This window comes from Mucilaginibacter gossypiicola (assembly GCF_900110105.1).
GTDB lineage: Bacteria > Bacteroidota > Bacteroidia > Sphingobacteriales > Sphingobacteriaceae > Mucilaginibacter > Mucilaginibacter gossypiicola.
In genome coordinates, this window is record NZ_FOCL01000006.1 from 218,772 (window position 1) to 242,890 (window position 24,119).

27 protein-coding genes are annotated in these 24,119 nt (G+C 41.4%); all 27 read right to left on the minus strand.

Translation table 11 applies throughout. The annotated features are described in order from the left end of the window. The 27 genes from BMX50_RS21005 to BMX50_RS21135 all read right to left on the minus strand — a co-directional run bounded on the left by BMX50_RS21005 (window position 1) and on the right by BMX50_RS21135 (window position 24,115). A complete protein-coding gene (locus tag BMX50_RS21005; protein WP_091213194.1) occupies window positions 1-921 on the minus strand; it encodes a glycosyltransferase in 921 nt (306 codons plus the stop codon). Then, a complete protein-coding gene (locus BMX50_RS21010; protein ID WP_091213198.1) occupies window positions 921-2,132 on the minus strand; it encodes a glycosyltransferase family 4 protein in 1,212 nt (403 codons plus the stop codon). The genes BMX50_RS21005 and BMX50_RS21010 overlap by 1 nt, the downstream gene beginning before the upstream one ends. Beyond that, a complete protein-coding gene (locus tag BMX50_RS21015) occupies window positions 2,129-2,995 on the minus strand; it encodes a glycosyltransferase family 2 protein (protein ID WP_091213201.1) in 867 nt (288 codons plus the stop codon). Before BMX50_RS21015 ends, BMX50_RS21010 begins: the two co-directional genes overlap by 4 nt. Beyond that, a complete protein-coding gene (locus tag BMX50_RS21020; RefSeq protein ID WP_091213204.1) occupies window positions 2,992-4,104 on the minus strand; it encodes a hypothetical protein in 1,113 nt (370 codons plus the stop codon). Before BMX50_RS21020 ends, BMX50_RS21015 begins: the two co-directional genes overlap by 4 nt. Beyond that, window positions 4,104-5,492: an MBOAT family O-acyltransferase gene (locus BMX50_RS21025; protein ID WP_091213206.1), complete on the minus strand. Its 1,389-nt coding sequence runs from the start codon at window positions 5,490-5,492 to the stop codon at window positions 4,104-4,106. The genes BMX50_RS21020 and BMX50_RS21025 overlap by 1 nt, the downstream gene beginning before the upstream one ends. Next, entirely contained in the window at window positions 5,493-6,296 is an 804-nt protein-coding gene (locus BMX50_RS21030; RefSeq protein ID WP_091213211.1) for a glycosyltransferase family protein, read from the minus strand. It abuts the gene before it with no gap. Beyond that, window positions 6,297-7,226: a glycosyltransferase family 2 protein gene (locus BMX50_RS21035; protein ID WP_091213215.1), complete on the minus strand. Its 930-nt coding sequence runs from the start codon at window positions 7,224-7,226 to the stop codon at window positions 6,297-6,299. Between the two features lie 9 nt (window positions 7,227-7,235). Further along, on the minus strand, window positions 7,236-8,381 hold the full coding sequence (locus BMX50_RS21040; RefSeq protein ID WP_091213218.1) for a glycosyltransferase: 1,146 nt from the start codon (window positions 8,379-8,381) through the stop codon (window positions 7,236-7,238). Then, window positions 8,360-9,259, minus strand: coding sequence for an NAD-dependent epimerase/dehydratase family protein (locus BMX50_RS21045; RefSeq protein WP_091213223.1), 900 nt, complete (start codon window positions 9,257-9,259; stop codon window positions 8,360-8,362). The genes BMX50_RS21040 and BMX50_RS21045 overlap by 22 nt, the downstream gene beginning before the upstream one ends. After that, window positions 9,256-9,882, minus strand: coding sequence for an acyltransferase (locus BMX50_RS21050; RefSeq protein ID WP_091213228.1), 627 nt, complete (start codon window positions 9,880-9,882; stop codon window positions 9,256-9,258). Before BMX50_RS21050 ends, BMX50_RS21045 begins: the two co-directional genes overlap by 4 nt. Then, window positions 9,882-10,790, minus strand: coding sequence for a hypothetical protein (locus tag BMX50_RS21055; protein WP_091213231.1), 909 nt, complete (start codon window positions 10,788-10,790; stop codon window positions 9,882-9,884). Before BMX50_RS21055 ends, BMX50_RS21050 begins: the two co-directional genes overlap by 1 nt. A gap of 4 nt (window positions 10,791-10,794) precedes the next feature. Next, entirely contained in the window at window positions 10,795-11,820 is a 1,026-nt protein-coding gene (locus tag BMX50_RS21060) for a glycosyltransferase family 2 protein (RefSeq protein ID WP_091213235.1), read from the minus strand. A 5-nt stretch (window positions 11,821-11,825) separates the two neighbouring features. Continuing rightward, window positions 11,826-12,383, minus strand: coding sequence for a hypothetical protein (locus BMX50_RS21065; protein ID WP_091213239.1), 558 nt, complete (start codon window positions 12,381-12,383; stop codon window positions 11,826-11,828). Next, complete coding sequence (locus tag BMX50_RS21070; protein WP_091213244.1) at window positions 12,376-12,906, minus strand: glycosyltransferase family protein; 531 nt, start codon at window positions 12,904-12,906, stop codon at window positions 12,376-12,378. Before BMX50_RS21070 ends, BMX50_RS21065 begins: the two co-directional genes overlap by 8 nt. Next, on the minus strand, window positions 12,899-14,002 hold the full coding sequence (locus BMX50_RS21075; RefSeq protein ID WP_091213248.1) for a DegT/DnrJ/EryC1/StrS family aminotransferase: 1,104 nt from the start codon (window positions 14,000-14,002) through the stop codon (window positions 12,899-12,901). The genes BMX50_RS21070 and BMX50_RS21075 overlap by 8 nt, the downstream gene beginning before the upstream one ends. 44 nt (window positions 14,003-14,046) lie before the next feature. Beyond that, window positions 14,047-15,051 carry a ketoacyl-ACP synthase III gene (locus BMX50_RS21080; protein WP_091213251.1) on the minus strand — a complete coding sequence of 335 codons (1,005 nt, stop codon included), beginning with the start codon at window positions 15,049-15,051 and terminating at the stop codon, window positions 14,047-14,049. Next, window positions 15,052-15,792 carry an SDR family NAD(P)-dependent oxidoreductase gene (locus BMX50_RS21085; RefSeq protein WP_091213255.1) on the minus strand — a complete coding sequence of 247 codons (741 nt, stop codon included), beginning with the start codon at window positions 15,790-15,792 and terminating at the stop codon, window positions 15,052-15,054. Further along, the gene (locus BMX50_RS21090; protein WP_091213259.1) at window positions 15,785-16,843 is read right to left on the minus strand and encodes a ketoacyl-ACP synthase III; all 1,059 of its coding nucleotides are present in this window, start codon (window positions 16,841-16,843) and stop codon (window positions 15,785-15,787) included. Before BMX50_RS21090 ends, BMX50_RS21085 begins: the two co-directional genes overlap by 8 nt. Continuing rightward, on the minus strand, window positions 16,844-17,077 hold the full coding sequence (locus BMX50_RS21095; protein WP_091213263.1) for an acyl carrier protein: 234 nt from the start codon (window positions 17,075-17,077) through the stop codon (window positions 16,844-16,846). It abuts the gene before it with no gap. Between the two features lie 15 nt (window positions 17,078-17,092). After that, window positions 17,093-17,614: a GNAT family N-acetyltransferase gene (locus BMX50_RS21100; protein ID WP_091213266.1), complete on the minus strand. Its 522-nt coding sequence runs from the start codon at window positions 17,612-17,614 to the stop codon at window positions 17,093-17,095. Further along, entirely contained in the window at window positions 17,615-18,037 is a 423-nt protein-coding gene (locus BMX50_RS21105) for a sugar 3,4-ketoisomerase (protein ID WP_091213269.1), read from the minus strand. Beyond that, window positions 18,027-18,431: a sugar 3,4-ketoisomerase gene (locus BMX50_RS21110; RefSeq protein WP_091213274.1), complete on the minus strand. Its 405-nt coding sequence runs from the start codon at window positions 18,429-18,431 to the stop codon at window positions 18,027-18,029. The genes BMX50_RS21105 and BMX50_RS21110 overlap by 11 nt, the downstream gene beginning before the upstream one ends. 6 nt (window positions 18,432-18,437) lie before the next feature. After that, entirely contained in the window at window positions 18,438-19,703 is a 1,266-nt protein-coding gene (locus BMX50_RS21115; RefSeq protein WP_091213277.1) for an ABC transporter ATP-binding protein, read from the minus strand. Next, window positions 19,704-20,567: an ABC transporter permease gene (locus BMX50_RS21120; RefSeq protein WP_091213280.1), complete on the minus strand. Its 864-nt coding sequence runs from the start codon at window positions 20,565-20,567 to the stop codon at window positions 19,704-19,706. Continuing rightward, window positions 20,560-21,678, minus strand: coding sequence for a glycosyltransferase family 4 protein (locus tag BMX50_RS21125; protein ID WP_091213283.1), 1,119 nt, complete (start codon window positions 21,676-21,678; stop codon window positions 20,560-20,562). Before BMX50_RS21125 ends, BMX50_RS21120 begins: the two co-directional genes overlap by 8 nt. Further along, window positions 21,671-23,458, minus strand: coding sequence for an asparagine synthase (glutamine-hydrolyzing) (gene asnB / locus BMX50_RS21130; RefSeq protein WP_091213288.1), 1,788 nt, complete (start codon window positions 23,456-23,458; stop codon window positions 21,671-21,673). Before asnB ends, BMX50_RS21125 begins: the two co-directional genes overlap by 8 nt. Window positions 23,459-23,617: 159 nt before the next feature. Beyond that, window positions 23,618-24,115: a UpxY family transcription antiterminator gene (locus BMX50_RS21135; RefSeq protein WP_091213292.1), complete on the minus strand. Its 498-nt coding sequence runs from the start codon at window positions 24,113-24,115 to the stop codon at window positions 23,618-23,620. Window positions 24,116-24,119 lie beyond the last annotated feature (4 nt).

A 24,119-nucleotide genomic window follows, 5' to 3' on the forward strand; every position in this document is an offset into this window, starting at 1 on the left:
CTATTTATGGGGTAAGGATGCCAGGCCATCAAACGTGCCGCATGCTCCCTGCCATTTGATATAATCGGGCTTACTTTTCCAGGCCTTGTAGGAAAACCAGGCTTTTGTCTTCCGCAATAAAGCACCTGTTTTTGTTACTTGTTGCCAGGGATTTATATCATGGTTTTGCAGTAACTGTATCCATGATTTATTCGTGCTACTAAGCAGGCGGGCCAGGTAATCTGCCTCCATGCGTTGGGCCGGAATGATATGCTGTAACATCAGCTCCGGGAAATAACCAACCTGCCAGCTGCTTTTGAGGATTTCGAGCACCATATCATTATCTCCGCCCGAACTTAGGGAATTACCTGTGCGGTCGCTGATGCTGTTTTTGCCGAAAGTGATTTTTTTGATATAAGATGTAATAGCTTCCCGCCTTATTGCCATTCCGGCACCGATGGGTGCGGCGTTTGGGTATTCGTTGTTCCACGTTGCAGTAATAGGCTCATCACCCAGATCGCGTAACGCCAGGCTTCCGTAAAACTCACCCAGCCATTTGGGCGGAGTAGTTTCAAACAAGGGAACAGATTTACCGCCGATTGCTCCCATTTTTGGATTTTGGCCAAAAATGTTCGATGCTTTTTCAAAGTAAGCGGAATCAAGGATATTATCATCATCGGCCATTACAATGATATCTCCTGTTGATTCATTAAAACCTTTGAGGCGCGCATAGGTAAGGCCCTGTTTTGTTTCCCTTATAATTTTTGCAGCAGGGTGCCAGCTTAAATTAATTTGCTGCTCAAAATTGTTGGTAGAATTATTGTCGATGATAACCAATTCCCATTCATCAGCAGGCAGCGATTGGTTTTTTAAAGCCAAAAGCGTTTGCTGCAATCTCGCAGCATCAGGATTGTAAGTAGGAATAATTACCGAAAGCTGCATCAGTTAAAATCCTTGATCATCTTGGTGTAATAGGTCAATGAATTAGCGGCTAACCTATCGCCGGTAAATTTATCTTCAATGGTTTTGCGGGCATTCAAACCGAGTCGCTTTCTTAAATCATAATCATCAACTAAACTGATAATTTTATCGGCAAGGCTTTGCGCATTGCCTGCTTCGGCAAATAAACCGTTATAGTTATCAGTGATGATTTCAGGAACACCACCAACGTTACAGCCAATAGCAGGTTTGCCGTAACTCATAGCTTCAATAAATATCAAACCGAATGACTCGTACCGTGATGGGGCGACAAAAATATCACACGACTGATAGGCTTGTGATAATGCATCATGATCAACCTTCCCGCCGAAAGCAACTTTTTGTAAAACAGCATCAGGGTTATCATTCTTAAATCTGTTCTGGTAATCGTTACCGGTATCGCTGCCAATTAGCTGAAATACAACATTTGGAGTTTTCTGTAACACAAGTGGAATTGCCGCAAGCAAAACATCAGTGCCTTTGCGGTACTCAAACCGGCCTGCGTATAATATTTTAATTACTTCACCGGCAGTAGTGTCATCAGCTATAAGGGGTAGATCAATGCCATGCGGAATAATTTCAAATTGCTTAGCATCGATATTATAAAGACGTTCCAATTCCAGTGCATGGCTTTGTGCGTGGGTTAGTATATACCTGCTCCTTTTAATGAAGGTTATCTCCATTTTGGCTATCAGATCCATTCCCCTTGACTTAAAAGGGTAATGCTCGTTCATGATCTGCGAAAAGGTAGTGCTTACCCTTACGGCTACCGGAGCTTTGAGTTTTTTGTATGGCAAAAAATAGCACAGCGAAAAATAGCTGGTGGTTTCAATTACCTCAATGCCATATTGCTGAATAAGCTTCCTTAAAACCTGCGATGTAACACGCATGGATCTGATCTTCAATGCAAAATCAATGATAGCCCATTTATGCTTAAAAAGCTTATTGATAACAACAGGTACTTTACTTTTATAGGTAAGTACAATGATCCCTTCTGCAAGCGTATGTTTACTAAAATTATCCGGCTCATTTTTATGGCGCGGCCTTACGTGTACCACGATAACCTTATTCCCTTTTGCTGCTAAACTTTGTGCCAGCAGCAGGTAATGATTAGCTATGCCGCTATCAATGGTATGCTCATCTGGGAAGTATGGTGTTACCAGCGCTATTGTCATGGTTTGGGTTTCAGGCTCCAGTAAACCATCCTTAAAAAAGTTTTAAGCCTGAATGAGATGCCAAGCCCGTTGGTGCCGGTTATGTAATACAAGATATTTGCCCAGGCAAAAGTCATGCTTTGCTTTTCCTTTACTAACCAAAGGCTGCAGTATATGGATTGCTGCAGGAGGGTTGTTCTGTCCTCAATTTTATTTAATGCTTTATTTATCGACAGGAATTTGTAATGATAACTGTAAAAACGGTAGTCGTAAACTGACGAACTCAAACCTGCTTCCCCAAAGCGTGCAATATCCAGATCGATGTATTTGGTTTTAAATGCCGGGTTACAAAATACCTTCAATGTTAAATGATAGTCGGCAGCCACCCTGAACTTTAGATTGTACTTGCCTGTATCGTTAAACACTTCGCGTTTGTAAAAAATGCCCTGGTGGTGAATGCCGCGCGATAACACTTTGTTAATATTATCGTCAGCGTATTTGGTATTTGATACGGTACCCGTTACATTGCCATATATGAGGTCGACAGGTTCGTTTTGAATAGCGTTATAAATCTGATCTAATATTGCAGGACTATTTAAAATATCATCGCCCCCCATAAAATAAAGGCATTGCCCGGTTGCCATGTCAATGCCTTTGTTCATGGCATCGTAAATCCCCCTATCAGGCTCGGAGATGAACTGGATATGGTGATTTCCTGCTTTTTTGAAATTGCTGATGATAAATTGTGTATTATCATTTGAACCACCATCAACTAAAATCAGCTCGTAGTTTTTAAAACCCTGGCTGGTAATGCTATTTAATGCCTGCTGTAAGGTGCTTTCGCAATTATACAGCGGTATGATGATGGAAAAAAACGGGTTCAATTAACGCTTGATGTTAAAACTTTGTTGGCTTCATTTACCCAAGTGTCTAAACCTTGCGGGTTCCAGTGCGAATCGCTGCGGTAGAATAGATTGCGATTGTCGGCTTTGAAAATATTATATAGTGGAATTACTGTAAGATCGGTTTTTTGCTCCACTCTTTCCAATAGGTGGTTATAAGGCATTCGTTTATCATCATAAACAGAAACCGGGTTGGGGATCACTGAAAGGAAAACTTTTTTGAAGCCGATGCTCAAATAATAATTTTTTGCGATATCCAGGTTGTTAATAATAGAGTCTATTCCATGCTCAGTCTTTGGCCTGAAGGCCGACTGCACGCTGCTGGTATCAATAGTTGTATTAAAAAGCAACCTCTTTTTATCGGTACTTACCACTACCTCATTGGCTACGCGATCAAAAAGTTGATAGTTTAGTGATGCTTTAGCTTCTTTAAAAGGAGTTGCCAGTTTATTATCGAAAAGAATTAATTCGAGGTTACGGCTTAAATCTTTATGAAAGATGATCCTGCCCAATCGTTCAAAAATAGACTCATGTGGAAGCGGCGGGCCCCCTGGTAGCGGTTTATTACTAACGTTTACAGCACTTCTGATGTCGTTGGTTGTCCACCTGATTTCAAAAGTCTTATCAATATCATAGCCATTAAGGTTACGTTCAGAAAACTCCATTATCAGGTAGTTTTGTTTAGTAGTATCCAGTTTAATAGGGCCGAAACCGAAGCGGCGATCAAGAAAGATTACATTATCGAATGCGTCAAAAGCCCCGGAAAGTGTTTTATCGGCCAAATAGCTATCGCCTATTATATATAATACTTTGTTGGTGCTTTTTCTACCGGGTTTGTAAGGGTATTCCTTAAACGGTTCGAGTTTAAATTTGTACTGTGGCAGAAAAGAAACCCCGTAGAGGTCACCGTAATCCCACTTGTCTGAATGAACAAAAGCCGCTTTAAATAAAGCGCTTTCCTGCACCGATTGCGGGTTCAGGTGGTCAAAATACTTTTCAAATTTTATTTTAGTAACGAACGACTGGTTCATGGAACTGCCCAGTAGCACAATACTAACGATCAAAATAAGCAGAGCGGTAATTTTACGCATCAAAACTGGAAATAAATAAACTGTGCTTCATTAAAGATTCCCAAAAAATAACAGGCAAGCACTAAGCCGCCTATAAGAAGTAACTTGCCGGCGTTTGAATAATCCTTCGCTTTTCGTAAGTGGCGTTCACCTAACAGCAGTGCTATAATGATGAAAGTACAATACCAAAGTTCATGTACCGACATGAGGTTACCTGCCGAATAGGTAAAACTACCACCGCTAAATATTTTATTTAAGATATAAAGAGCATCGGTTACCGTACCCGCCCTAAAAAATACCCAGGCCAGGCAAACCAGGTTAAAAGTGATAAGCCATTTTAAAAAGGTAAAGCCCTTGATACGGATATTAAACTTATTGAACAACTGATAAGCGACAAGCAGCAGGCCATGAATTAGCCCCCAAATAAGGTACTTCCAGTTAGCACCATGCCAAAGACCGCTTATCATAAACACAATGAGCAGGTTAATGCAGGTTACCTGGAAATTAACCCTGCTGCCACCCAATGGAATGTACAGGTAATCCCGAAACCACGTAGAAAGCGAAATATGCCAGCGTTTCCAAAAATCGGATACGTTGGAAGCGAGATAAGGGAAGTTAAAGTTCTGCATCAGCTCGATACCTAAAACCAGGGCCGTGCCGATGGCGATATCTGAATAGCCGCTAAAATCACAATAGATTTGGAACGCAAAAAAATAGGTGGCTACAAGTAATTCAAGTGCCGAGTGATTGTGCGGATAATTAAAAACCGGGTCGACGTAAAGGCCCAGCCTATCGGCAATTACTACTTTTTTAAACAAGCCCATCGCCATAAAAAACAAGCCAGTTATAAAAGCCTTGCTTTTAAATGTATTAACCCGGTGCAATTGAGGCAGGATGTGTTGAGGGCGCTCAATAGGGCCTGCTACCATTTGAGGGTAAAACATTACATATAAGGCATACAGGCCAAAGTGCCGCTCGGCAGGCTGATTGCTCCGGTAAACCTCGATGGTATAACTCATAGCCTGGAACGTGTGGAATGACAGGCCAATTGGCAATATAAAATCAAGTAATGGTATTTGTGGACTATGAAATGAGCCGGATAGCAAATTCAGGTTCCCCGCTAAAAAGTTGAAGTATTTATAAAATGCAAGTACACCGATATTGGTTACTAAACTCAAAATGAGGTAAAACCTGCGGGTTTTGCCTGTTGCTTTTTCAATCAGGATGCCGGCACAATAATCAACAATGATGGTAAAAAGAATAATGAGGATGTATACCGGCTTAAAATACATGTAAAAATAGCTGCTTGCGGCTAAAAGCCACATCCACCTTAATTTATGCGGTAGCAGGTAATAAGTAATAGTTACAATTACAAAAAATAAAAGGAACAGCAGGGAATTAAAAAGCATTTAGGAGGTGAAATTATTTTTTTCGGCAGAACGTTGATAGTTGTAGTTTTTTATTTGTGCGGTACACTCGTACCACGCCCAAAACACAGAAAGAAGCAGCCCCGTGAAGCCATCTTTATATCCTTGCCTGGATTTATAACTGTATTTAAATGAACGGAAAGGCTCGGTTATAATACCTTTTAGGGTTGCCCGCCTTCCTGTTTTATAACGGGCCTCACCTTCGTTTCTTAAATATCTCAGGTGTTTCTCCAATAGCTTCTTATAGCCCGACATCCAATAGTGATGGATGAAATTTTTGCCGGTGTACTCAATGTTAAAGGTCGAGTAACCCTGCAAAACTTTCCGACCAACGTGAATTAGTGGTTTAAACTCAAAACGTTTATTATGCACCAGTAAAGTTCTGCGGCTAATGCCTCCCCAGTGGGTTCCGGTTAGCTTTTTATTTTTGAAGTAAAATATCCACGGAGCGGTAATTTCACCTACGTTCCTAAGCTTATCAGGCTCGTTAAACAGCATCGAAATCTCATCAGTCAATTCCTGGCTTAATATCTCATCCGGATCGGTGATCAGAAGCCACTCATATTGGGTACTATTGGCAAATTTTGCATGGATCCATTCACAACTGTCAACCTTTTCATGAATTGTAACCCTTGCTCCTAAACTTTCCGCAACTTCTCTTGATCCATCTTTGGAGCCTAAATCAAAATACAAGATCTCTTTGCAAAAGGCCAGTTTAGGCAGTGAATTTTTCAGCAAGTGAGCTTCATTATAGCCAACAATTATAGCTGATATAGGAAGTTGCATTTATTTTTTAGTAAAAAGGCTATAAAGCTTTATCCTGATCCGGTTTAAAAAAACAATCTTTTTCCATTCATGTACGGTGCCATGTGCATCGGCGGCCCATATTTTTTGATGATCGGCTTCCCACTGAGCCTTCATTTTTGGCGAATGGGTTTTGGCCTGATCGTGTACGTTTGCTACAGAAAGCGGCTCTTTGATCAGTACCCTGCTATGCCCTTTTACCAGCCTGAGCCATAGTTCAAAATCAAGGGAACAATGAAGCTCCTCCCAAATGGGCTCATGAATGGCGGCACTCCAAAAGGTAGAGGGCTGCACAAGGCCGGGGATCTTGATGAAATAATCGATAAAAGGCAATATCCTGGTTGTTGTTGTTTTGCCGGATAGCACATTATAGTCGTTGCCGTAGCCATATATAAAATCGACCTTGGCACTCATGAATTTGCTTATCACTTTATGAAAAACGCCTTTAAGGTAGTAATCGTCGCTATTGATCCATGCATGGTACCTGCCCGACGAAAGGCTGAACCCCATATTAATGGCGTGACTTTGCCCGTTATCCTTTTCGCTTTGATAATAGCTAAGCCAGGAGGCATATTTTTCAATGATCTGTTTGGACTGGTCATTGCTGCCGCCATCAATAATGATATACTCCAGGTTGGGATAATTTTGTAGGAGCACAGTCCTGATGGTTTGCTCCAGAAAATCAGCCTGGTTATAGGACGGGGTTACGATTGTAAGCTTAGGCCAGTTTATTTTATGATCATAAACAGCTGGTTCCACCTGTTCGTTCCAGGGCCAGCCGGTTTTGCCGGATGGAGGTGAAGGTAACTGTTTCAACAATCCGTTATCGGTACCGGCTATTACGGGCAAGGGCAGCTCAACACCTTTACTGATAAAGTTTGAACGGTATGACTGAAGATCAGGAAGGTTCATGTTTGTTGTTTAGCCTGTGATCTGTAAAAAAGTACGACCAACTTTTTCAACGCTTTCCTGATAGGTGTGTTTTTCAAATAGTGGTGGCGCAGCCTGCTGTTCGCTGGCTTGTTGAAGCAGTTGCACCAACTGACCGGTATTATGCGGATCAAAAAAACGAGCCGAACTGTTAACCAACTGTTCCCTGTGGATCTCAATATCTGAAACCAGCAAAAATTTATTCATGAGCTTGGCATCCTCTACAACAGTGCTCCAGCCCTCAAATAACGATGGCTGTATAATAGCAATAGCATTGTTCATCAGCTGAAGCTGGTCCCGCCGGTCAATAAAACCAAGGAATTTAATGTTACTGCCTATGTTGTTTTGTTCAACAAATTCCTTCAGTTCCATAAAATAATGGGGGTTCCGGTAATCGTTGGTATTGCCGGTAAATGCTATCGTAATTTCAATACCTCTGTCTTTTAATTCTTTAACAGCCTTTAGTACTACCAATTGGTTTTTATGTTTCCAGAACTGGTTGGGGCAAATAAAATAACGCGCAGGTAATTGATATTTTTCGAGCAGTAATTTGATATCTAAATCCTGGTAGGGGGGATGTGCTACCGCAAAAGGTAGCACGTTTACATGAACTGTATGCGCCGGAAAAATGGATTTGAAATGCCCAAGTGCGGTGTTGCTGCTTACAATCAAATGCTCGGCAGATGCCTGAATTTCCTGCTGATTTTGTAAACGGGAGGCAATATCATCTTTACTGAAAAACTCGGGTGCAAAATGCTCCTGGAAGTCAGCTACCCAATATATTTTCTTTTTTGCTGCCGATTGCTGCTCGCTTTTATAATACGGAAAAACGGCATCAAGTCCCTTTATTTTTTGGCTAAAAAGGCGCGTTTTAAACAATCGGTTTGTTACCCTGTTCAAAAATTGAAATGCTTTATTGGCTTCACCCGAGCCGAGCTGAAAGCTGATATAGGGGTAATTGAATTTTTGCTCGGCCACCCTAAAACTTTCGTAACTATCGGTAAGTAAAACAATGTGCGGCTTTTCCTCATCATTGAGCGAGTTTAACGCATTGATAAGGTTTTCGATATAATAGGTGCCGCCTATCCAGTTTTCGTTGTAGGCGTAGCTTAACCCTATTCTTTTCCTTTTAGCCATTTGCAATAGTTATTTATACCGTTGTCAAAGCTCACTTTTTGCTGATAACCCATGCTCAGCAGCTGGCTGTTATCGGCCTGCCAGTACAAGGGATCGCCGACGCGGTTGGTGCCTGTGAACGATAATGCACCGGCAAAGCCGATATACGTTAAAAATGTTTCGGCTGCTGTTGCTATAGTAATCGTATTATTATTGGCAATATTTGTAATACTAAATCCTGGTTTATTCGCACCGATAAACAGGCTCATGGCCTTTACAATATCAGTAACATGAATAAACTCCCTCGTTTCGGCACCAGTACCAAACAACGTGATATTGTCCTGGCATTGCGATTTTTTGTAAAGGTCCCAAAACAGTTGTTTTTTTAAACCTTCCCCATACGCCGAGAACACGCGAAGTATATGAACGCTTAATCCAAAATGATCATGATACAAACGGCAAAGTTCCTCGGCCTGTTTTTTATGAATACCGTAAGGGGAAAGGGGGGCAAGCGTATGAGTTTCTTTAATTGGTTGTACTTGCGGATTGCCATAAACTGCCGCGCTCGACATTTGAATGAGTCTGCAATTACTGTTGCTCTCCTTTATAGCATTAAGGATACTTACCAGGTGATGAACATTTAGCAGATAGTCGCGCTCTGGGTTATTGAATGATTCTGGCACAGATGCTGCCCCGGCGCAGTTGATACACCAGTTAAACCGATGATCGCTGAATACTTTTTTAAAATCGGCATTGGTAGCATCAATCAAAAAGTAGTTAGGATCGTCATATTCTACCATTACATCGGCACCATAAACTTCATGACCTGGCTGGCTTTTAAAGTAGCTATAGCAAGCAGAACCAATAAATCCTTTAGAGCCTATGACAAGTATTTTCATTGCTGAGGTAGTGTTTTGATAAATTGTGCCGGATTACCGGCAACCATAGTAAACGGTTCAACATCTTTAGTAACTACTGCTCCGGCTGCAACAATAGCACCTTTACCAATGGTGACGCCTTTTAAAATTACAGCGTTAAGGCTGATCCAGGCATAATCGTCAATGATGATTGGGGCAGTAAGTACGTTGCCTTTATCGGCCCAATGCCCGTTGCGTAAAAGGTCCATCCATCTATCTGCTCTTTCAATGGCTTCAAGTTCGTGGGCGTTGGTATCCATGATATTTACATTGTGCGATATCTGCACAAAATTGCCGATGGTTATACTTTCGCCCGACCAGATCCTGCTATGATCGCCAATGTAGCAGTTTTCGCCAATTGTAATTTTGCCGCCGTATTTAAATATGTTAAGCATTCCGCGGATATGTGTGCCTTTGCCTACTACTATCCTTGATTTATCGAGCGAATTTGATACTACCGCCTCCGGGTAAAAGGTAGCGCCAAGGTCGGTAATGCTTAATTGGATATTGCGTTTGCTTTGTTTTTCCTGAAGCAGGTGAATTAAATGAACAAGGTTGATCTTTTCAAAAAAAGCAAGCAGTATTCTTTTTACTAACTGTTTCATTATTTTATTTTCAATAACCTCAGTGCCTTGTTCAAGATAGAACTTTTGTATCTTTTGTTAAGATGTGTATAAACCTGCTTCAAATAATCGATATCCAAAAGCATTTTTTTTGGGTGGATCAACGGAAAGTTCATTGCGTTTAATGACAAACCGGCAATGGCATCATCTGCCGAATGTGTATGGGTGCCGTTTCCGTAACCTATGTTTTTTACAAGATTTACGGACGGGTTAATGGCCATACCATTGTTAATTAAGATACTGTAAAACCATTGAATATCCCAGGTATTTAATGATTTATTGAAAGATGATTCAAGCATACCATAATAGCTGTTATACCATTCCGGAGTACCAAGCTGGGTTTTGATCTTAGCTTTTGTTTTCTGTTCAGGCCAGCTTTTCATTTCTATATCATAAAGCTCCCAGGCACGTTTCCATGTAGCCCAGCCCCAAATGCCGCCGTGTGCCCAATGATATGATTGTGTGTTTTTTTTCCAGCCCTCAGGTAATAAGTTTGAACCTGATATCGACATTACCTTATTGTCAAAGCGATATTCTTCCAGTAACTCAGCACAAAAAGGGAAAAATGTTTGGTCGGGCAGGCAGTCATCTTCTAAAATAACACCTTCGCTTACGTTTTCAAAAAACCAGCTGATAGCTTCACTAACTGCCGATCTGCATCCCAGGTTTTTATCTCTTAGCAACGTTTTAACTTCACAGTTCCAGTTTATTCGTTCAATTACCGAACGTGTTTTAGCGCATAGCTCAATGTCATCAGGTTTATCCGGCCTTGGGCCGTCGGCAGCTATATACAGGTATTGAGGTTTAATTTCGGCTATTGCTTCAAAAACCATATCTGTAAAATCCGGGCGGTTAAATATTAAAAATAGTACGGGTACAGAATAGCCCATGATTTCAATGGCCGGTTAAAGCCCGGGATGTTTTTACAGTATTTAATATTTGTTTTACATGCTGATACTGATCTTTTATCAGCGCCCTGTTAGTTAGTAATGATTTGAGCTGACCACATTTTTGATAGTATGAAATTTTTTGTTCAACGCTTATTGGACGGAATTTAACTGCTTTTTGATAAGACAGGCTAACTATAACCCGGGCCAGCGATTTAGCTACCAAAATCAGGTCATGCTTTATGCTTTGCTCAATAGTCCGTTTATTATTAACCAGGGTAAAATACCCATTGAGTAAAACGCTGCTGTAGTTTAGCCAAAATGCCGCCTTTAACACATAGGCGATGTTTTGCCTGTCGAGCGGAACAAAGTGCTTAAACTTCAGGCTATCATCGGCTACTATCTTATAGCCCATTAAATAATTCATCAAGCACATTTCAACGTCCTCGCCCGAAAGCAGTTTTTTACCTATGCGGCCGGTTGTTACCTGGTGCCAGTTAGCCTTTTTTAATTCAAGCAATATACTTTTGCGGTAAACAGACCCGGCACCATAAACCCAGTGACTATCGGCAGCCCATGTTTGTGGCCCCCAAACTGTAGTGGATTTTAGTAGTTTTTCAGAAAGCGCCACCGGTTGTTCTGCCTCTATCAATCCGCATCCTCCCAATACACCTATCTGGCTATCTTTGCTCATTATTTGAAACACACGCTCAACATAATTATCAAAGAGCCAGTTATCATCATCGCAAAAAAGGAGGTATTCATATTTTGCATGGCTTAAACCCATATCCCGTGCGTGGCTTAAACCGGCAACGGGCTGGTTCACGACGGTAAAAGGGGGATTGGTTAACCCGTATTTCTCCCATTCGGTTTTTGCTATAGCTGCGGTATCATCTGTCGAAGCGTTATCAACAATAATAACTTCCCATTTAACAGATGCAGGCACCTTTTGTAAGGCCAGGTGTTTAATGGTTTCGGGAAGCCGTTTGCTGCTATTATAACAACACACAATAACTGATACTCCGCTATTCAATTTTTCTAATTAACCGATTTGTCCGGGAGCATTATATCCAATAACTTTTTTGACGACGAAGGATCGAGGGTAAATTTGTTTATCAATTCCTGGTTGGAGGATTTAATTTCCTCGTCGAGTTTAGTTTGATTTGCCCTGATTGCCTTTATTAAAGCGGTAAGTTCGGCGGTGGTCCGGCAATAAGCAATTGAGTTCGAAAGCTCATTTTCCCATGTGCTATCAACATTGTAAAGGATGGTTTTGAGGCCATGCCTGATCCCCTCCAGCCCCGAAAACCCGGTAAATTGGGCAATGGTAAAATTTATAAAATATCCATTTTTTACTTCATCAGTTAAGTCATGTAAAGGAATTGAAGTTTCAGTAAAGGAGATGTTTGAAGAAACCCCCAATTCATGGGCAAGGTTAAGTGTGTTTTGATAAACCTGCCGGCTATAAATTGCACCTATAAAAAGTATCTGAACATCATTAATCCCTTCATTTTTTAGTGTGTGAAGCACTTCAATAAGGTTGGGGAACGAGTTTTTGTCTTCCGCAATCCGTGATACCACATTTAAGTTAATCATTTAAAAAAAGCTTAAATAGTACCTTTTTGCATTTTACAGGAATGCTTTTTTCGTAATTGTTGAATTCTGCTTCCTGGTACGGATTGATGTATACTATTGTGTCATTGGCATTATCAAAATAGCTTTCAGGGAAATTATAGGCTCCCTGAATAGCGTTGGTGATGTGCCAAAAAAAACGGTGATTGTGAATGATGGTATCCTTTGCCCGATAAATATTGTATAAGCCTATAACATGAATACTTTCATATATGGCGCTGGCAAAGAATTTCAATTTGAACGACCAGTATAATGACCTGCACATTCTTAAAGGCGACCGGAAGTTTTTGATCCCCGTAAGCCTGGTCCTCACAACTTTAATTTTTTTTTGCTTAAATATATCGTCGTAGTATTCCTTTTGGTAGTTTTCCAAAATTAATATGGTAGGTTCGATGTTGTTTTTTTGTGCAAACGTGGCCAGTTCGTACATAAGCTTCTCAGCACCGCCAAGAACCAGCTGACCATTTACAATTAAAATTTTACGCATAAAACTTTTTGATGGTTTTACATACGTATTCAATTTCCTCGTCGCTCATTCCGGGGTTCAGCGGTAAGCTCAGGCAGGTTTCTGCAAGCTCTTCCGCTATCGGGAAATCGCCTTTTTGATAACCGAGGTGGCTATATGCTTTTTGTAGATGGGCTGGAACAGGGTAGTGGATCCCGGTACCTATCCCGTGGTTATTTAAATGTTTTTCCAATGCATCGCGTTTGCTGCTGCGGACAACGTATAAATGGTACACGTGCATTGCTCCCGATGCGATGGCTGGCAATATAAGCTCGCTGATACCGTCAAGCTGCTCATCATAAGCTTCGGCTATTTTTCTTCTCTCATCGATCCATCCATTCAGATATTTCAACTTTACCGAAAGAAAAGCGGCCTGTAACTCATCAAGCCTTGAGTTTAGGCCGATAACCTCGTTATAGTATTTTTTTTCCGAACCATAATTGCGCAGCAGGTTTACTTTGTGAGCCAAGTTAGCATCGCTGGTGGTTAATGCCCCTGCATCGCCATAGGCACCCAGGTTTTTTGTTGGATAAAAGCTGGTGGCATTGATGTGGCCAAAACTGCCGGTGAGTTGTTCGTTATAAGCGCAGCCCTGTGCCTGGGCATTATCTTCAATAACAAAAAGATTGTGTTTGCCTGCAATTTGCATAATGGCATCCATTTGGCAAGCCTGCCCATACAAATGCACCGGCATTATCGCCTTTGTTTTAGGGGTGATAGCCGCTTCGATCAAATGCGGATCTAAATTATAAGTAAGCCTATCCGGTTCAACCGGTACTATGGTTGCCTTTACCTGCGATATGGCCAGCCAGGTAGCTATAAATGTATTTGAGGGTACAATAACTTCATCACCTTCGCCTATATCAAGTGCCTTCAGGGCTAAATGCAATGCGTCAAGGCCATTGCCTACGCCAATGCAATGTTGAACCTTATTATAGGTAGCATAAGCTTTTTCAAAATCGCTGACTTCCTTGCCAAGTATGTACCATTTATTCTGAAAAACGCGCTCAAATGCCGCACGGATTTCTTCCTCAACTAAGTTATTCTGGCCGGTAAAAGATAAAAAGGGGATGTTCATTGATTCAGCTTTCAGCTTTAGGCATTTTGCTTTGAGCTTTTATTCTATATAAATGTTATGACCGTACCGGCCCATGAGTAACCAACGCCAAAACCGGCCAGCAGCCATTTTGCCTGTGGTTGCACAGGTTTTTCTTTCATGGCCTCGTATAATGCAATAGGTACTGATGATGATACGGTATTACCTACATTGGCCATGTAGATATAAAAGTTTTCGGGGGCGATGTCCATCTTTTTACGCAGGTGTTCCAGCATGTATTGGTTGGCCTGATGCAGGATAAATTGCCCGATATCGGCCTTGCTCACCCCGTTTTTTTTAAGGGTATCGGTTATTAATGCAGGAATTTCTTTTGAGGTAAAAGCAAATATTTCGGGTCCATCCATGTGTAAGTTGCCCGGCGATTGCTCGTTGCCGTAGCCGTCTTGTACGGTATCAGCGCTTTTTTCGGGATAACGGATAGCACCCTGCTTTACCATCAGGTTCCCGGCACCTTTGCCATCGGTACCCAGTTCAAAGTTACCTATGGCTGCAAAGCCTTCGGTACTAACAAGAGTAGCTGCCGCAGCATCGCCAAAGATGGTGAGGTTGCCTTTATCTTTAGGGTGTATAAATTTTGAATATGTTTCGGATGTAAGCAGCAGGATATTGGTGGCTATGCCGGCCGCAATCAAGCCTTTGGCTAATGCAAGTCCGTAAACGTAGCCAGAACAGCCCAGATTAAAATCAAGTGCGCCAGCTTTAACCGGGATACCGAGTTTATCCTGGATAATACAGGCCGTTGTAGGCAAAAAATAATCCGGACTTTGGGTACAGTACAATATAAAATTAATTTCTGCCGGATTAACGTTATGCTCTTCAAAAAGCTGCTGAGCGGCTGCTATCGCCATATCTGACGCAAATTGATCACCGGCGGCTATATGGCGGGTATCGATACCTATTTTGTTAGCTATTTTTTCAACCCCCCATTCTGGAAACAGGGCCGACAATTCAGCATTGGTTAGCTTATTCTCCGGCAAATAGTACGAAACAGCTTTGATAAAGGCCTGCATCTATCGTATTATAAAACCGCCGTCAACTACCAAAGTACTCCCGGTTACCCATTTGCTGGCATCAGATAATAAGTAAACCGCCGCATTGGCAACGTCAGTAGGTTCGCCATACCCCAAAGGATATTTTTCTTCATCTTTTTTCATCTGCTCCTCGGTAAAGGTGGGGTCATTAATGAGCTCGGTCCTTATCATTCCCGGCGAAATATTGTTAACCCTGATTTTTTGCATGGAGAGTTCTATGGCCAATACCTTTTGAAGAGCATTTATCGCCCCTTTTGAAGCACTGTACATAGAGTTACCTGGTGAGCCAATATAGTTGCCGGCGATGGAGGATATAAATATTACCGACCCTTTTTTATTTAACTTTTTAGTTTTTAATAGCTTATTAACTAAAAAGGCTGGCGAGAAAAAGTTTGTTTGGAAAATGGCATCCATATCGTTCCTGTTTACAAACTTAAATGGTAATGCCTTTATAATGCCTGCAGACAGTACTATGCCATCTAAATTTGGCATTAACTGAGTCAGGTTCTCCAGTTCTTCTTCTATCGCCAAATCGGCAATATATTTACCACCGGGTACTTCAAGCAGATCAAAAGTTTCTGATAGCCTTTGTTCATTCCTACCTGTGATATAGGTTTCTGCACCCATTCCTGAAGCGCTTATAGCAATTTGCCTTCCTATACCAGATGAGGCACCTGTAACTAAGATTTTTTTACCTTTTAAAGAGAACGGATTATCCATAATATATTAAATCGGGGATTACCAGGTTAGTAGTAGTGCACTGCATTGTTGCCCATGATAAGCCCACTCCAAAGCCGCAGGCTATTATGCTGGCTTGCCCATTTTTTAACTCACCGGCACTTTCGGTAACCATGGTTAGGGGGATACTGGCACTACTGGTATTGCCAAAGTTTTTTAACGAATAGGGTACTTTATTTTCGGGCAGTTGTAATTTTTTCCTGATACGTTCATTCATCATCAGGTTAGCCTGGTGAAAATAGAAATGATCAACAGAATCTTTATCTATCGCGAATTTGTTTAACAGCTGATTTACAGTTTCCGGAGCTTTTGAAATACCAAAAGAAAATACGTCCATACCATCTAACCACAACTCGATATTGTTACGGCTAATGCCCTGGTCAATCACGTGTTCCTGTAATGATGATTCAGAAAAGCGGTTACGGTGCCCTCCGTCGGGTATCATAATTGCTTTATAACCGCTTCCATCACTTGAAAGATGAAACTTCATTCCTTCATCGCCTTCGCAATATTCCAGCGCAGTTACGGTACCGGCGTCACCAAACAAAGGGTATGTACTTTTATCCTGTTTTGAGCAGGATACCGAGGATACATCGCCAACGCAAAGCAGGGCTTTCTTTATCATACCGCTTTGCATATAACTGGCCAACGTGCTTAATCCATAAATATAGCCGGAGCAGCCCAGGGAGATATCAATTGTAAAACAATTTTGCGATAGGCCTAACCTGTGCTGTAATGATGGCGAGGTTGCGGGTACAAGATAATCGGGCGATTGGGTTACCATGATCAGCCCTTCAATTTCATCTTTGTTCCAGTTTAACTCTTCCAGCAGTTTTTCGGCTGCTGCAAAACACATATCAGATGTACAGATGCCCGGTGTTGCCACATGCCGGCGTTCAACGCCGGTGGTTTTAATTAATTTGTCGATATCCATACTCGGGACATCGGCAATTTCCAGGTTTTCTTCAACGTACGCGGGGACGCACGCTGATATGCCTTTTATGGCAACATTTTTTATGCTTAAAAATGCCATTTAGTTTGATTTAGCCAATACGATATCGTAGATCTGTTGTATTGTTTTAGAGTTTCTGATATCATCGCCGGTTAACCTCACTGCATAGCTATCATCAACCATTGCAATAACTGAAAGGGCTGTCATCGAGCTCCATTCGTCATTCTCTTTAAATAAAGTTTCGGGGGTAAAAGCACTCGTATCTAAATCGTCAAACTGATCAGCAAATTCACTTACAAATTTTTCAATATTCATAGCTTGTGTGTTAGGTTATATTATACTTGTTAAAAATTCATTTTTTCGTTTAGCGCCATCTTCATCTATTGTAAAATAATAGTTGAGCTCATCTTCGCCGGTTACCCGTGCAAACATTTTATGAAACCGCAGGGCTTTTTTGTTGTCTTTCCTTACATCAAACACGCACCTTTTATTTTTCAATTCGGTGGCTGCAAATTCTGAAAGAAACAGATCTGATTTGATGCTGATAAACTCGTCGCATCCGGGTTTTACGATCCAGCTGCCGTTGGTGTATGTATCATCTTTAATATCATACACCCTTACAACGCCAACGGGCTCATTATCCTCATTGGCAAATAAAAAGTAAAATTCCTCCCGTTTTTCTTCCCGCTTTTTGTATTCCCTTATCCAATCAATTTGTTTTTGCAAATCATTGTCGGTAGGTGACAGGTACCGGGCGTGGACTTTGTCGGTTCGCAGGCTTAAAATAAATTCGGCATCGCCTTCCTCAACCAATCTAAATATTAAGCCAAATTTATGAAACGGGAACTGCATTTATAATGATTTGTATTCTTTGAATTGATTGTATTCTCTTAAATAGTCTTCTTCTGTGTACAACATGGAAGCCAGTACAAGACAAATGGCCCCCGACGAAAAATTTGAAATATCGCGCCAAATACCGGGCTTAATATGCAGCCCCATGTACGGACGGTTTAGCTGTACTGTTTTTTTATTAATTCCATCGTCAATGGTGATGTCAAAACTGCCGCTGGCCGCAACTATAAATTGCTCCAGTTGCATATGCCCATGCGCCGCACGTGATTCGCCCCCTGGTATATCATATAAATAATATACCCGTTTAACAGCAAACGGAATATGGATATTGTTTTCGACAGGAGTAATATTACCCGCACGGTTATGGATGCGGCGCAGATGAATGATACTGCAATCAAAAACGGTCGACGATTTACCTTCCATACTTGCTGCTTATAAATTGATCAAAGTCCCTGATGTATTCTTTTTCATCATATTTATCATCGGCCAGGATCAGCGCAAGTGAATTGGTAGAGAAGTTCTCAATTTCGCGCCACATCATTTTGGGTACATATAGCCCGTAGTATGAACGGTTAAGACTAAACCGCATTTCCTTTTCGCCGTCGTGCAGTATCACATCAAAGCTGCCGCTTATGGCTACAATGAATTCCTGAAGGTTTAAATATGCATGACCACCGCGCCGTTCGCCGCCGGGCACGTCATAAATCCAGTAAGTGCGCTCAATTTTAAACGGAATATGATTGTTTTCTTCGATGAAGGAAAGGTTCCCACGGTCGTCTAAAAATTTGGGCAATTGTATGATGTGCGGGCCTTCCATATATAATTATGACTGGTAACTAACAGTAAAATCGAGGTTAGGATGAATTACACCCGGAGCTAAAGAGCTGTTACTACCCTTGCTCTCATTTTCCACTTCAAAACCGATAAAATCATCGGCTCCAAATAACAGGTAACGCTGGTTTTCGCCAAAGATAAGCTTGAACGAATAATTGCCGGCGTTTAACAGGTTAGGCGGAATAGTACACTTAATAGTATAAAACCCGGTTTTTGAATTGTTGTTTGTTGAGATAAGCACACCATTATGAAATACAGGGATTTCATCGCTGTTTCTTAACTCAAATGTAGCGTCGAGATTAATGCCTGCCTTTTGATTAAAAAACACCATCTCAAAGCAAACACCTGTCGACATGGAAATACTTTCGCCTGTAAGTGGCTGGATAATAAACTTAAGCACCCTGATGTTTTCGTTACCGGGGGCGGAGCTTAAATCATCATGATGTTCAAAAGTTGAGCGGGTATTATTATTGGTTTGATAAAAGCTAACGGCTTCAAGCTGTTTGTTTTCATATATCAGCTGTCCGTTTGCAAGTACGATGCCGCGTGTACACAATGTTTTAACAGCAGCCATATTGTGGCTTACAAATAACACCGTACGCCCTTCGTTCCTGCTTACCTGCCCCATTTTACCGAGGCATTTTTTCTGAAACTCGGCATCGCCAACGGCCAAAACCTCATCTACTATCAGTATTTCGCTTTCAAGGTGGGCGGCCACTGCAAAGGCCAGGCGCACATACATTCCTGACGAGTATCGTTTAACAGGTGTATCAATATATCTTTCGACACCCGAAAAACTCACAATTTCATCAAATTTTCGTTTGATCTCGGCCTTACGCATCCCGAGGATAGCGCCGTTGAGGTAAATGTTTTCCCGGCCGCTTAACTCAGGATGAAAACCAGTGCCTACTTCAAGTAAGCTGGCTATCCTGCCCCGTAGTTTTACTGAACCCGTAGTAGGGGAGGTAACGCGACTTAATACTTTGAGCAATGTACTTTTACCCGCGCCATTGCGGCCTATAATACCAACGGCATCGCCTTGCTCAACTTCAAAATTAATATCATTTAAGCTCCATACCACATCGCTTTCGCCTTTGGTGGTACGGTCATTTATTTCGCCTATTTTTAAAAAAGGATCTTCCTTACCACGCATGCGCGCCCAAAAACGTTCCAGGTCGCGCGAGATGGTGCCTGTGCCAAAATCGCCTAACTGGTAGGCTTTTGACAGGTTTTCAACTTTTATTGCTTTGCTCATTTATACGGTATCAACAAAAGTTTTTTCAACCTTATTAAATATCACTATCCCAACCAAGAGTATTAAAATAGTACTTATGATGCTGTAGGTAAGTAATTCCCAGCTAAAGCTGCCTTTGCCCAATAAGCCGTACCTAAACGTTTCAATTACTGCTGTAATAGGGTTAAACTTAATAAGCCAGCTGTATTTCGGGTATTTGGTTTGCGCTACCGATAGTGGGTATATTACTGTTGTAGCATACATTAAAAGCGGTACACCAAAGGCTACTACAAAAGCTATATCCCGGTATTTGGTAGTAACTGCCGATATGATCATGCCCAGCCCCAGGCCCAAAGATGCAATCATGACAATAAGCAGTGGTAAAAGCAGGGCTGCTGCATTGGGCACAATATGTTCCCCCTTTAAAACAAATATAATGTACAGGATAATGAAAAGCAGGAACTGAACCGCAAAACGGATCAGGTTTGATAGCACGATACTAAGCGGCATAATAAGCCTCGGAAAATATACCTTGCCCAATATTCCGGCATTGTCTTTAAAAACAGTTGAGGTTTTGTTGAGGCAATCAGCAAAATAGTTCCAGATGATAGTGCCGGCCAGATAAAAGAGGGGTTTGGGCAAGCCATCAACCGGGATACCCGCAAGATTGCCAAATATCAGGGTGTAAAACAGGATAGTAATAACCGGCTGAACAAAAAACCATACCGGCCCTAAAATAGTCTGTTTATAAAACGAAATGAAATCACGCCTAACCAGTAGCACAAGCAGATCGCGATAATGCCATATATCTTTAAACTTAAGGTCGAGCAGGCTGCTTTTGGCATTTATTTCAATGTCCCACTTTTCCGGGTGCAAATCACTCATTTATTAACTGCTCAAGTTTGGTCATATAATCGTGTTCGTTAAAATGGCTTACGCATTTTTTCTGTAAATTTTTGCGGCTATCGGCAGTTATATGTTTTTGCATATGCCTGATGATGGCTTCATTAAGTTCATTGAGATTGTCAGGATCGATGGCTTCTCCCAGTTCCCCATTGCGTATGGCATCAATACTGCCATCTGCATTCCCGCAAATAACCGGTAAACCGCAGGCAAGGGCTTCGATAAATACAATGCCGAAACCTTCTTTTTTGCTTGGCAAAACAAACAGATCGGCAAGCAGGAAATGTTCTGTAAGTTCGGCTTCGTTAATAAAGCCTGTTAAAATTACGTTATCACTTACATTATGCTCAGTAATCATTTTTTTTATGCGAATGTATTCCTGGCTGTCATATTTTCCCGAGAGCACGTATTTTATTTGCGGGAATTTTGATTTAAGGCTTTCCAGTACGCTAATTACGTGGTCGTATCCTTTGTATTGCTCTGTAGACGCCAGACGGGTTAACGAAAACAGAATAAAATCATCATCATTTAAGCCGTAACGCTTCAACAAATTTTGTGGTTTTGCAAAAGTGTTGGGCAAGCGCATAAATGGGTCGATAGCATTATTTAATACTATGCATTTACCGGCATTTAGGTTATGCCTGCTTATCATCTGTTGTTTGGTGTAATTGCTTACACAAATTACGTTGTCGCAACGTTTAAGCATTAAGCGTTGAAGAAACGAAAGTGGCCGCCAAACCTCGATACCATGGGCTACAAGCCATAGCCGGCATTTAGGGTTAATAAACTTTATTATAAGACCAATAACGGCCAGGTTGATATGGCTTAATATAGCAACATCGGGGTTTGCGGTATTCCCTGCAGTTTTTAACACAAAATTTATCCTGTTTATACCAAATGCTTTAAAATTTGCAGCAGGCAAATACTGCTCCATCAGGTCATGTTGCTTATCATAAGCCGACCAAAGTTCAAAGTCCCATTTATTTATTTTGGAAGCACGATGTAAAGAATGCCCAAGTGTGCGGGTCATTTTTTGAATGCCTCCGGTAGTACTGAATGTTTGTAAGGTAAAAAGAATTACTTTTTTAGCCATTATTTTGAACAAGGTATAAAGCGAAAGCCTTTGACCAATGGGTCCTGTTATTTTTAAACTGCTTTATAATATTTTGCGCCGCTTTACCTTTATAGTTATCAGTATTGCTTATCTGTTGATGCTCATTCATCCATTTTTGTAAAGGGAATGTGAAACCCATTTTTGGCCTGTTCCAAATTTCAAGAGGGATAAGGCTGTTGAAACTATCAATAAGAATTTTTTTTGGCTGAATTTTGTTAAATCTGATTTCTGGCACAACGCTTTGCGCTGTTTGGTTGAAATCTTCATCCAAAAAGGGTACCCTAACTTCGAGGCCGTGGCTCATGCTCATCACATCAGTATCCCGAAGCAATTGGTTCTGCATATAAAAATGCGTTTCAAACCAGCTTGCGTGTTCATAATCATAACTGTGTGGGGGCTGGGCAGGTACAGTGCCAAATAGCACCTTATTGATATGGTCAATACCTGTATCAAGTAAATTGGATATATCGGCCACCGAAAAAAAGCCCCGCAAGGCCATGTAGTCGGCGGCAGGATGATCAGTAGCCATGGATGTTAACCGTTTATAATTGCCGGGAAAAAAATTGACGGACATTTTTAATAACCATGAAGGCAGCTTGCGCAAATAGCCCAGGTATTTGATACGGTTAAATGATGGATAGCCCCCAAAAAGTTCATCGGCACCAACTCCGGATAACACAGCTTTCAGTCCGCTGTCATGGGCATACTTGCTTATAAACCAGCTGTTAATTCCATCGGTGGTAGGCATGTCCATGGCATTAACTATCTGTGGAAAAAAGGTATCGAAATCTGATTGCTTTACGAGGTGTGAGAAATTTTGGCCGTTTATTTTATTGTTGATGATGTTTTGATAACTGCGCTCGTCGTAATTTTTTTCATCAAAAAATATAGAGATGGTTTTAAGCTGTTCTTTTTTTTGCTGATCGGCCAGCAGGGTAATCAGGCTTGAATCTATGCCTCCGCTTAAAAATACGCCTATGGGTGCATCGGCAATCAATTGCCTGTTTACACTTTGGTTAAGCATATCATGGATCAGCCGCTGGGCTTCGTCAGCACTGATTACGGTATTTTTCAAATTATCAGCGTAGTACCGGTTTAATGTGTAGCCTGCACTTTTGTGGTTCCAACATAAAAAATGCCCCTTTGGTAAGCTGAAAACATTTTTTAGTGTTGTATACGGCTCAGGAATATGACCAAATGCCAGTAACCTTATCGGCCAGTCGGGGTCTTTTTCGGTAACCAGTCCTGATTCTTTAAATGCCCGTACTTCAGATGCAAAACCCAGTTCGGCGTCGTTAACTGAATAATACAGCGGTTTGATGCCTGCAGTATCACGTACCAGGTACGTAAGGGCCTTGCCAGTATCATACAATGCAAAAGCAAACATTCCTCTTAGCCTTGCAAATGCAGCGGTGCCCCAGTTAAGATAGGCTTGCAGGATTACTTCAGTATCGGTAGCCGATTTAAATTGTGCTCCCAACCGGAGCAGCTCAGCTTTAAGTTCGGGGTAATTGTAGATTTCGCCGTTAAAGGTGATCCATACATTATTCCCGGCATCAGTCATTGGCTGATGTCCATTACTGCTAAGATCAATAATGGATAACCTGCGGTGGCCAAAGGCAACGTGGGCATTTGCATCTTCAAATATCCCCTCGTCGTCCGGCCCGCCGTGCTGTAAGGCCCGGCACATCAGTTTTACCTTGTCCCTGATCTCGTTTTGAGATAGCTTTTCAGAAATGATCCCTGCTATACGGCACATCGTTCGTTAAATTTCATAGCTTCGCCCCGTAAGTTACATTGTTTGGTTGTAACTAATTAATTATTAATGGTTTATGTTACAGGGCATAAACCTGCTATTTATTGAACTTTCGAGCGCAAATAATAAAATATTATTTGTTGCCTAAAAGATTTCTTCATGTTAAAACCGCTCAATAAGCGATGCTGCAACATTAACAATAATGGAGCACCCAATACTTTCCAGGCGCAAAATCAGCTGCTTTTGCGATCTGCGCGACACAACTTCACCAGTCATCCCTTTTAATGCCCCTGCTTTGATAATGATCTTTTCGCCCGGTTGAAGATCTTCTTCAGTTATCTCCAGTTCATACGGGCTTGCCATGAGTAACTTAAGTTCATGGATTTGTTTATCAGGCATAACAGCAGGTTTCCCCGAAAAATAAAGGAACCGCGAAATGCCTTTGGTCATTAGTACTTCGGCCAGTTCTTGTTCAGCAATATTTACAAACAAGTATGATTTTAAAAACGGCTCTTCAACCCATTTCCTGCGGTCGCTCCATTGTTTTAACTGGCGGTGCAGGGGCAGATAAACATTAATGCCTTTGCTCATTAATGCCTCATAAGCCTTTTTTTCGGCTCGTGGATTGGTGTAAACCGGGTACCATCTGTTTACTGCCATATTA

Excerpts from the sequence above, each read along its gene's own strand:
- BMX50_RS21050 (WP_091213228.1), bottom strand. The coding sequence starts at position 9,882 with ATGAAACAGTTAGTAAAAAGAATACTGCTTGCTTTTTTTGAAAAGATC.
- asnB (WP_091213288.1), bottom strand. The coding sequence starts at position 23,458 with ATGTGCCGTATAGCAGGGATCATTTCTGAAAAGCTATCTCAAAACGAG.
- BMX50_RS21055 (WP_091213231.1), bottom strand. The coding sequence starts at position 10,790 with ATGGGCTATTCTGTACCCGTACTATTTTTAATATTTAACCGCCCGGAT.
- BMX50_RS21100 (WP_091213266.1), bottom strand. The coding sequence starts at position 17,614 with ATGCAGTTCCCGTTTCATAAATTTGGCTTAATATTTAGATTGGTTGAG.
- BMX50_RS21005 (WP_091213194.1), bottom strand. The coding sequence starts at position 921 with ATGCAGCTTTCGGTAATTATTCCTACTTACAATCCTGATGCTGCGAGA.
- BMX50_RS21095 (WP_091213263.1), bottom strand. The coding sequence starts at position 17,077 with ATGAATATTGAAAAATTTGTAAGTGAATTTGCTGATCAGTTTGACGAT.
- BMX50_RS21020 (WP_091213204.1), bottom strand. The coding sequence starts at position 4,104 with ATGCGTAAAATTACCGCTCTGCTTATTTTGATCGTTAGTATTGTGCTA.
- BMX50_RS21090 (WP_091213259.1), bottom strand. The coding sequence starts at position 16,843 with ATGGCATTTTTAAGCATAAAAAATGTTGCCATAAAAGGCATATCAGCG.
- BMX50_RS21120 (WP_091213280.1), bottom strand. The coding sequence starts at position 20,567 with ATGAGTGATTTGCACCCGGAAAAGTGGGACATTGAAATAAATGCCAAA.
- BMX50_RS21085 (WP_091213255.1), bottom strand. The coding sequence starts at position 15,792 with ATGGATAATCCGTTCTCTTTAAAAGGTAAAAAAATCTTAGTTACAGGT.
- BMX50_RS21075 (WP_091213248.1), bottom strand. The coding sequence starts at position 14,002 with ATGAACATCCCCTTTTTATCTTTTACCGGCCAGAATAACTTAGTTGAG.
- BMX50_RS21040 (WP_091213218.1), bottom strand. The coding sequence starts at position 8,381 with ATGGCTAAAAGGAAAAGAATAGGGTTAAGCTACGCCTACAACGAAAAC.
- BMX50_RS21115 (WP_091213277.1), bottom strand. The coding sequence starts at position 19,703 with ATGAGCAAAGCAATAAAAGTTGAAAACCTGTCAAAAGCCTACCAGTTA.
- BMX50_RS21125 (WP_091213283.1), bottom strand. The coding sequence starts at position 21,678 with ATGGCTAAAAAAGTAATTCTTTTTACCTTACAAACATTCAGTACTACC.
- BMX50_RS21030 (WP_091213211.1), bottom strand. The coding sequence starts at position 6,296 with ATGCAACTTCCTATATCAGCTATAATTGTTGGCTATAATGAAGCTCAC.
- BMX50_RS21105 (WP_091213269.1), bottom strand. The coding sequence starts at position 18,037 with ATGGAAGGTAAATCGTCGACCGTTTTTGATTGCAGTATCATTCATCTG.
- BMX50_RS21070 (WP_091213244.1), bottom strand. The coding sequence starts at position 12,906 with ATGCGTAAAATTTTAATTGTAAATGGTCAGCTGGTTCTTGGCGGTGCT.
- BMX50_RS21010 (WP_091213198.1), bottom strand. The coding sequence starts at position 2,132 with ATGACAATAGCGCTGGTAACACCATACTTCCCAGATGAGCATACCATT.
- BMX50_RS21110 (WP_091213274.1), bottom strand. The coding sequence starts at position 18,431 with ATGGAAGGCCCGCACATCATACAATTGCCCAAATTTTTAGACGACCGT.
- BMX50_RS21025 (WP_091213206.1), bottom strand. The coding sequence starts at position 5,492 with ATGCTTTTTAATTCCCTGCTGTTCCTTTTATTTTTTGTAATTGTAACT.
- BMX50_RS21065 (WP_091213239.1), bottom strand. The coding sequence starts at position 12,383 with ATGATTAACTTAAATGTGGTATCACGGATTGCGGAAGACAAAAACTCG.
- BMX50_RS21045 (WP_091213223.1), bottom strand. The coding sequence starts at position 9,259 with ATGAAAATACTTGTCATAGGCTCTAAAGGATTTATTGGTTCTGCTTGC.
- BMX50_RS21080 (WP_091213251.1), bottom strand. The coding sequence starts at position 15,051 with ATGCAGGCCTTTATCAAAGCTGTTTCGTACTATTTGCCGGAGAATAAG.
- BMX50_RS21035 (WP_091213215.1), bottom strand. The coding sequence starts at position 7,226 with ATGAACCTTCCTGATCTTCAGTCATACCGTTCAAACTTTATCAGTAAA.
- BMX50_RS21135 (WP_091213292.1), bottom strand. The coding sequence starts at position 24,115 with ATGGCAGTAAACAGATGGTACCCGGTTTACACCAATCCACGAGCCGAA.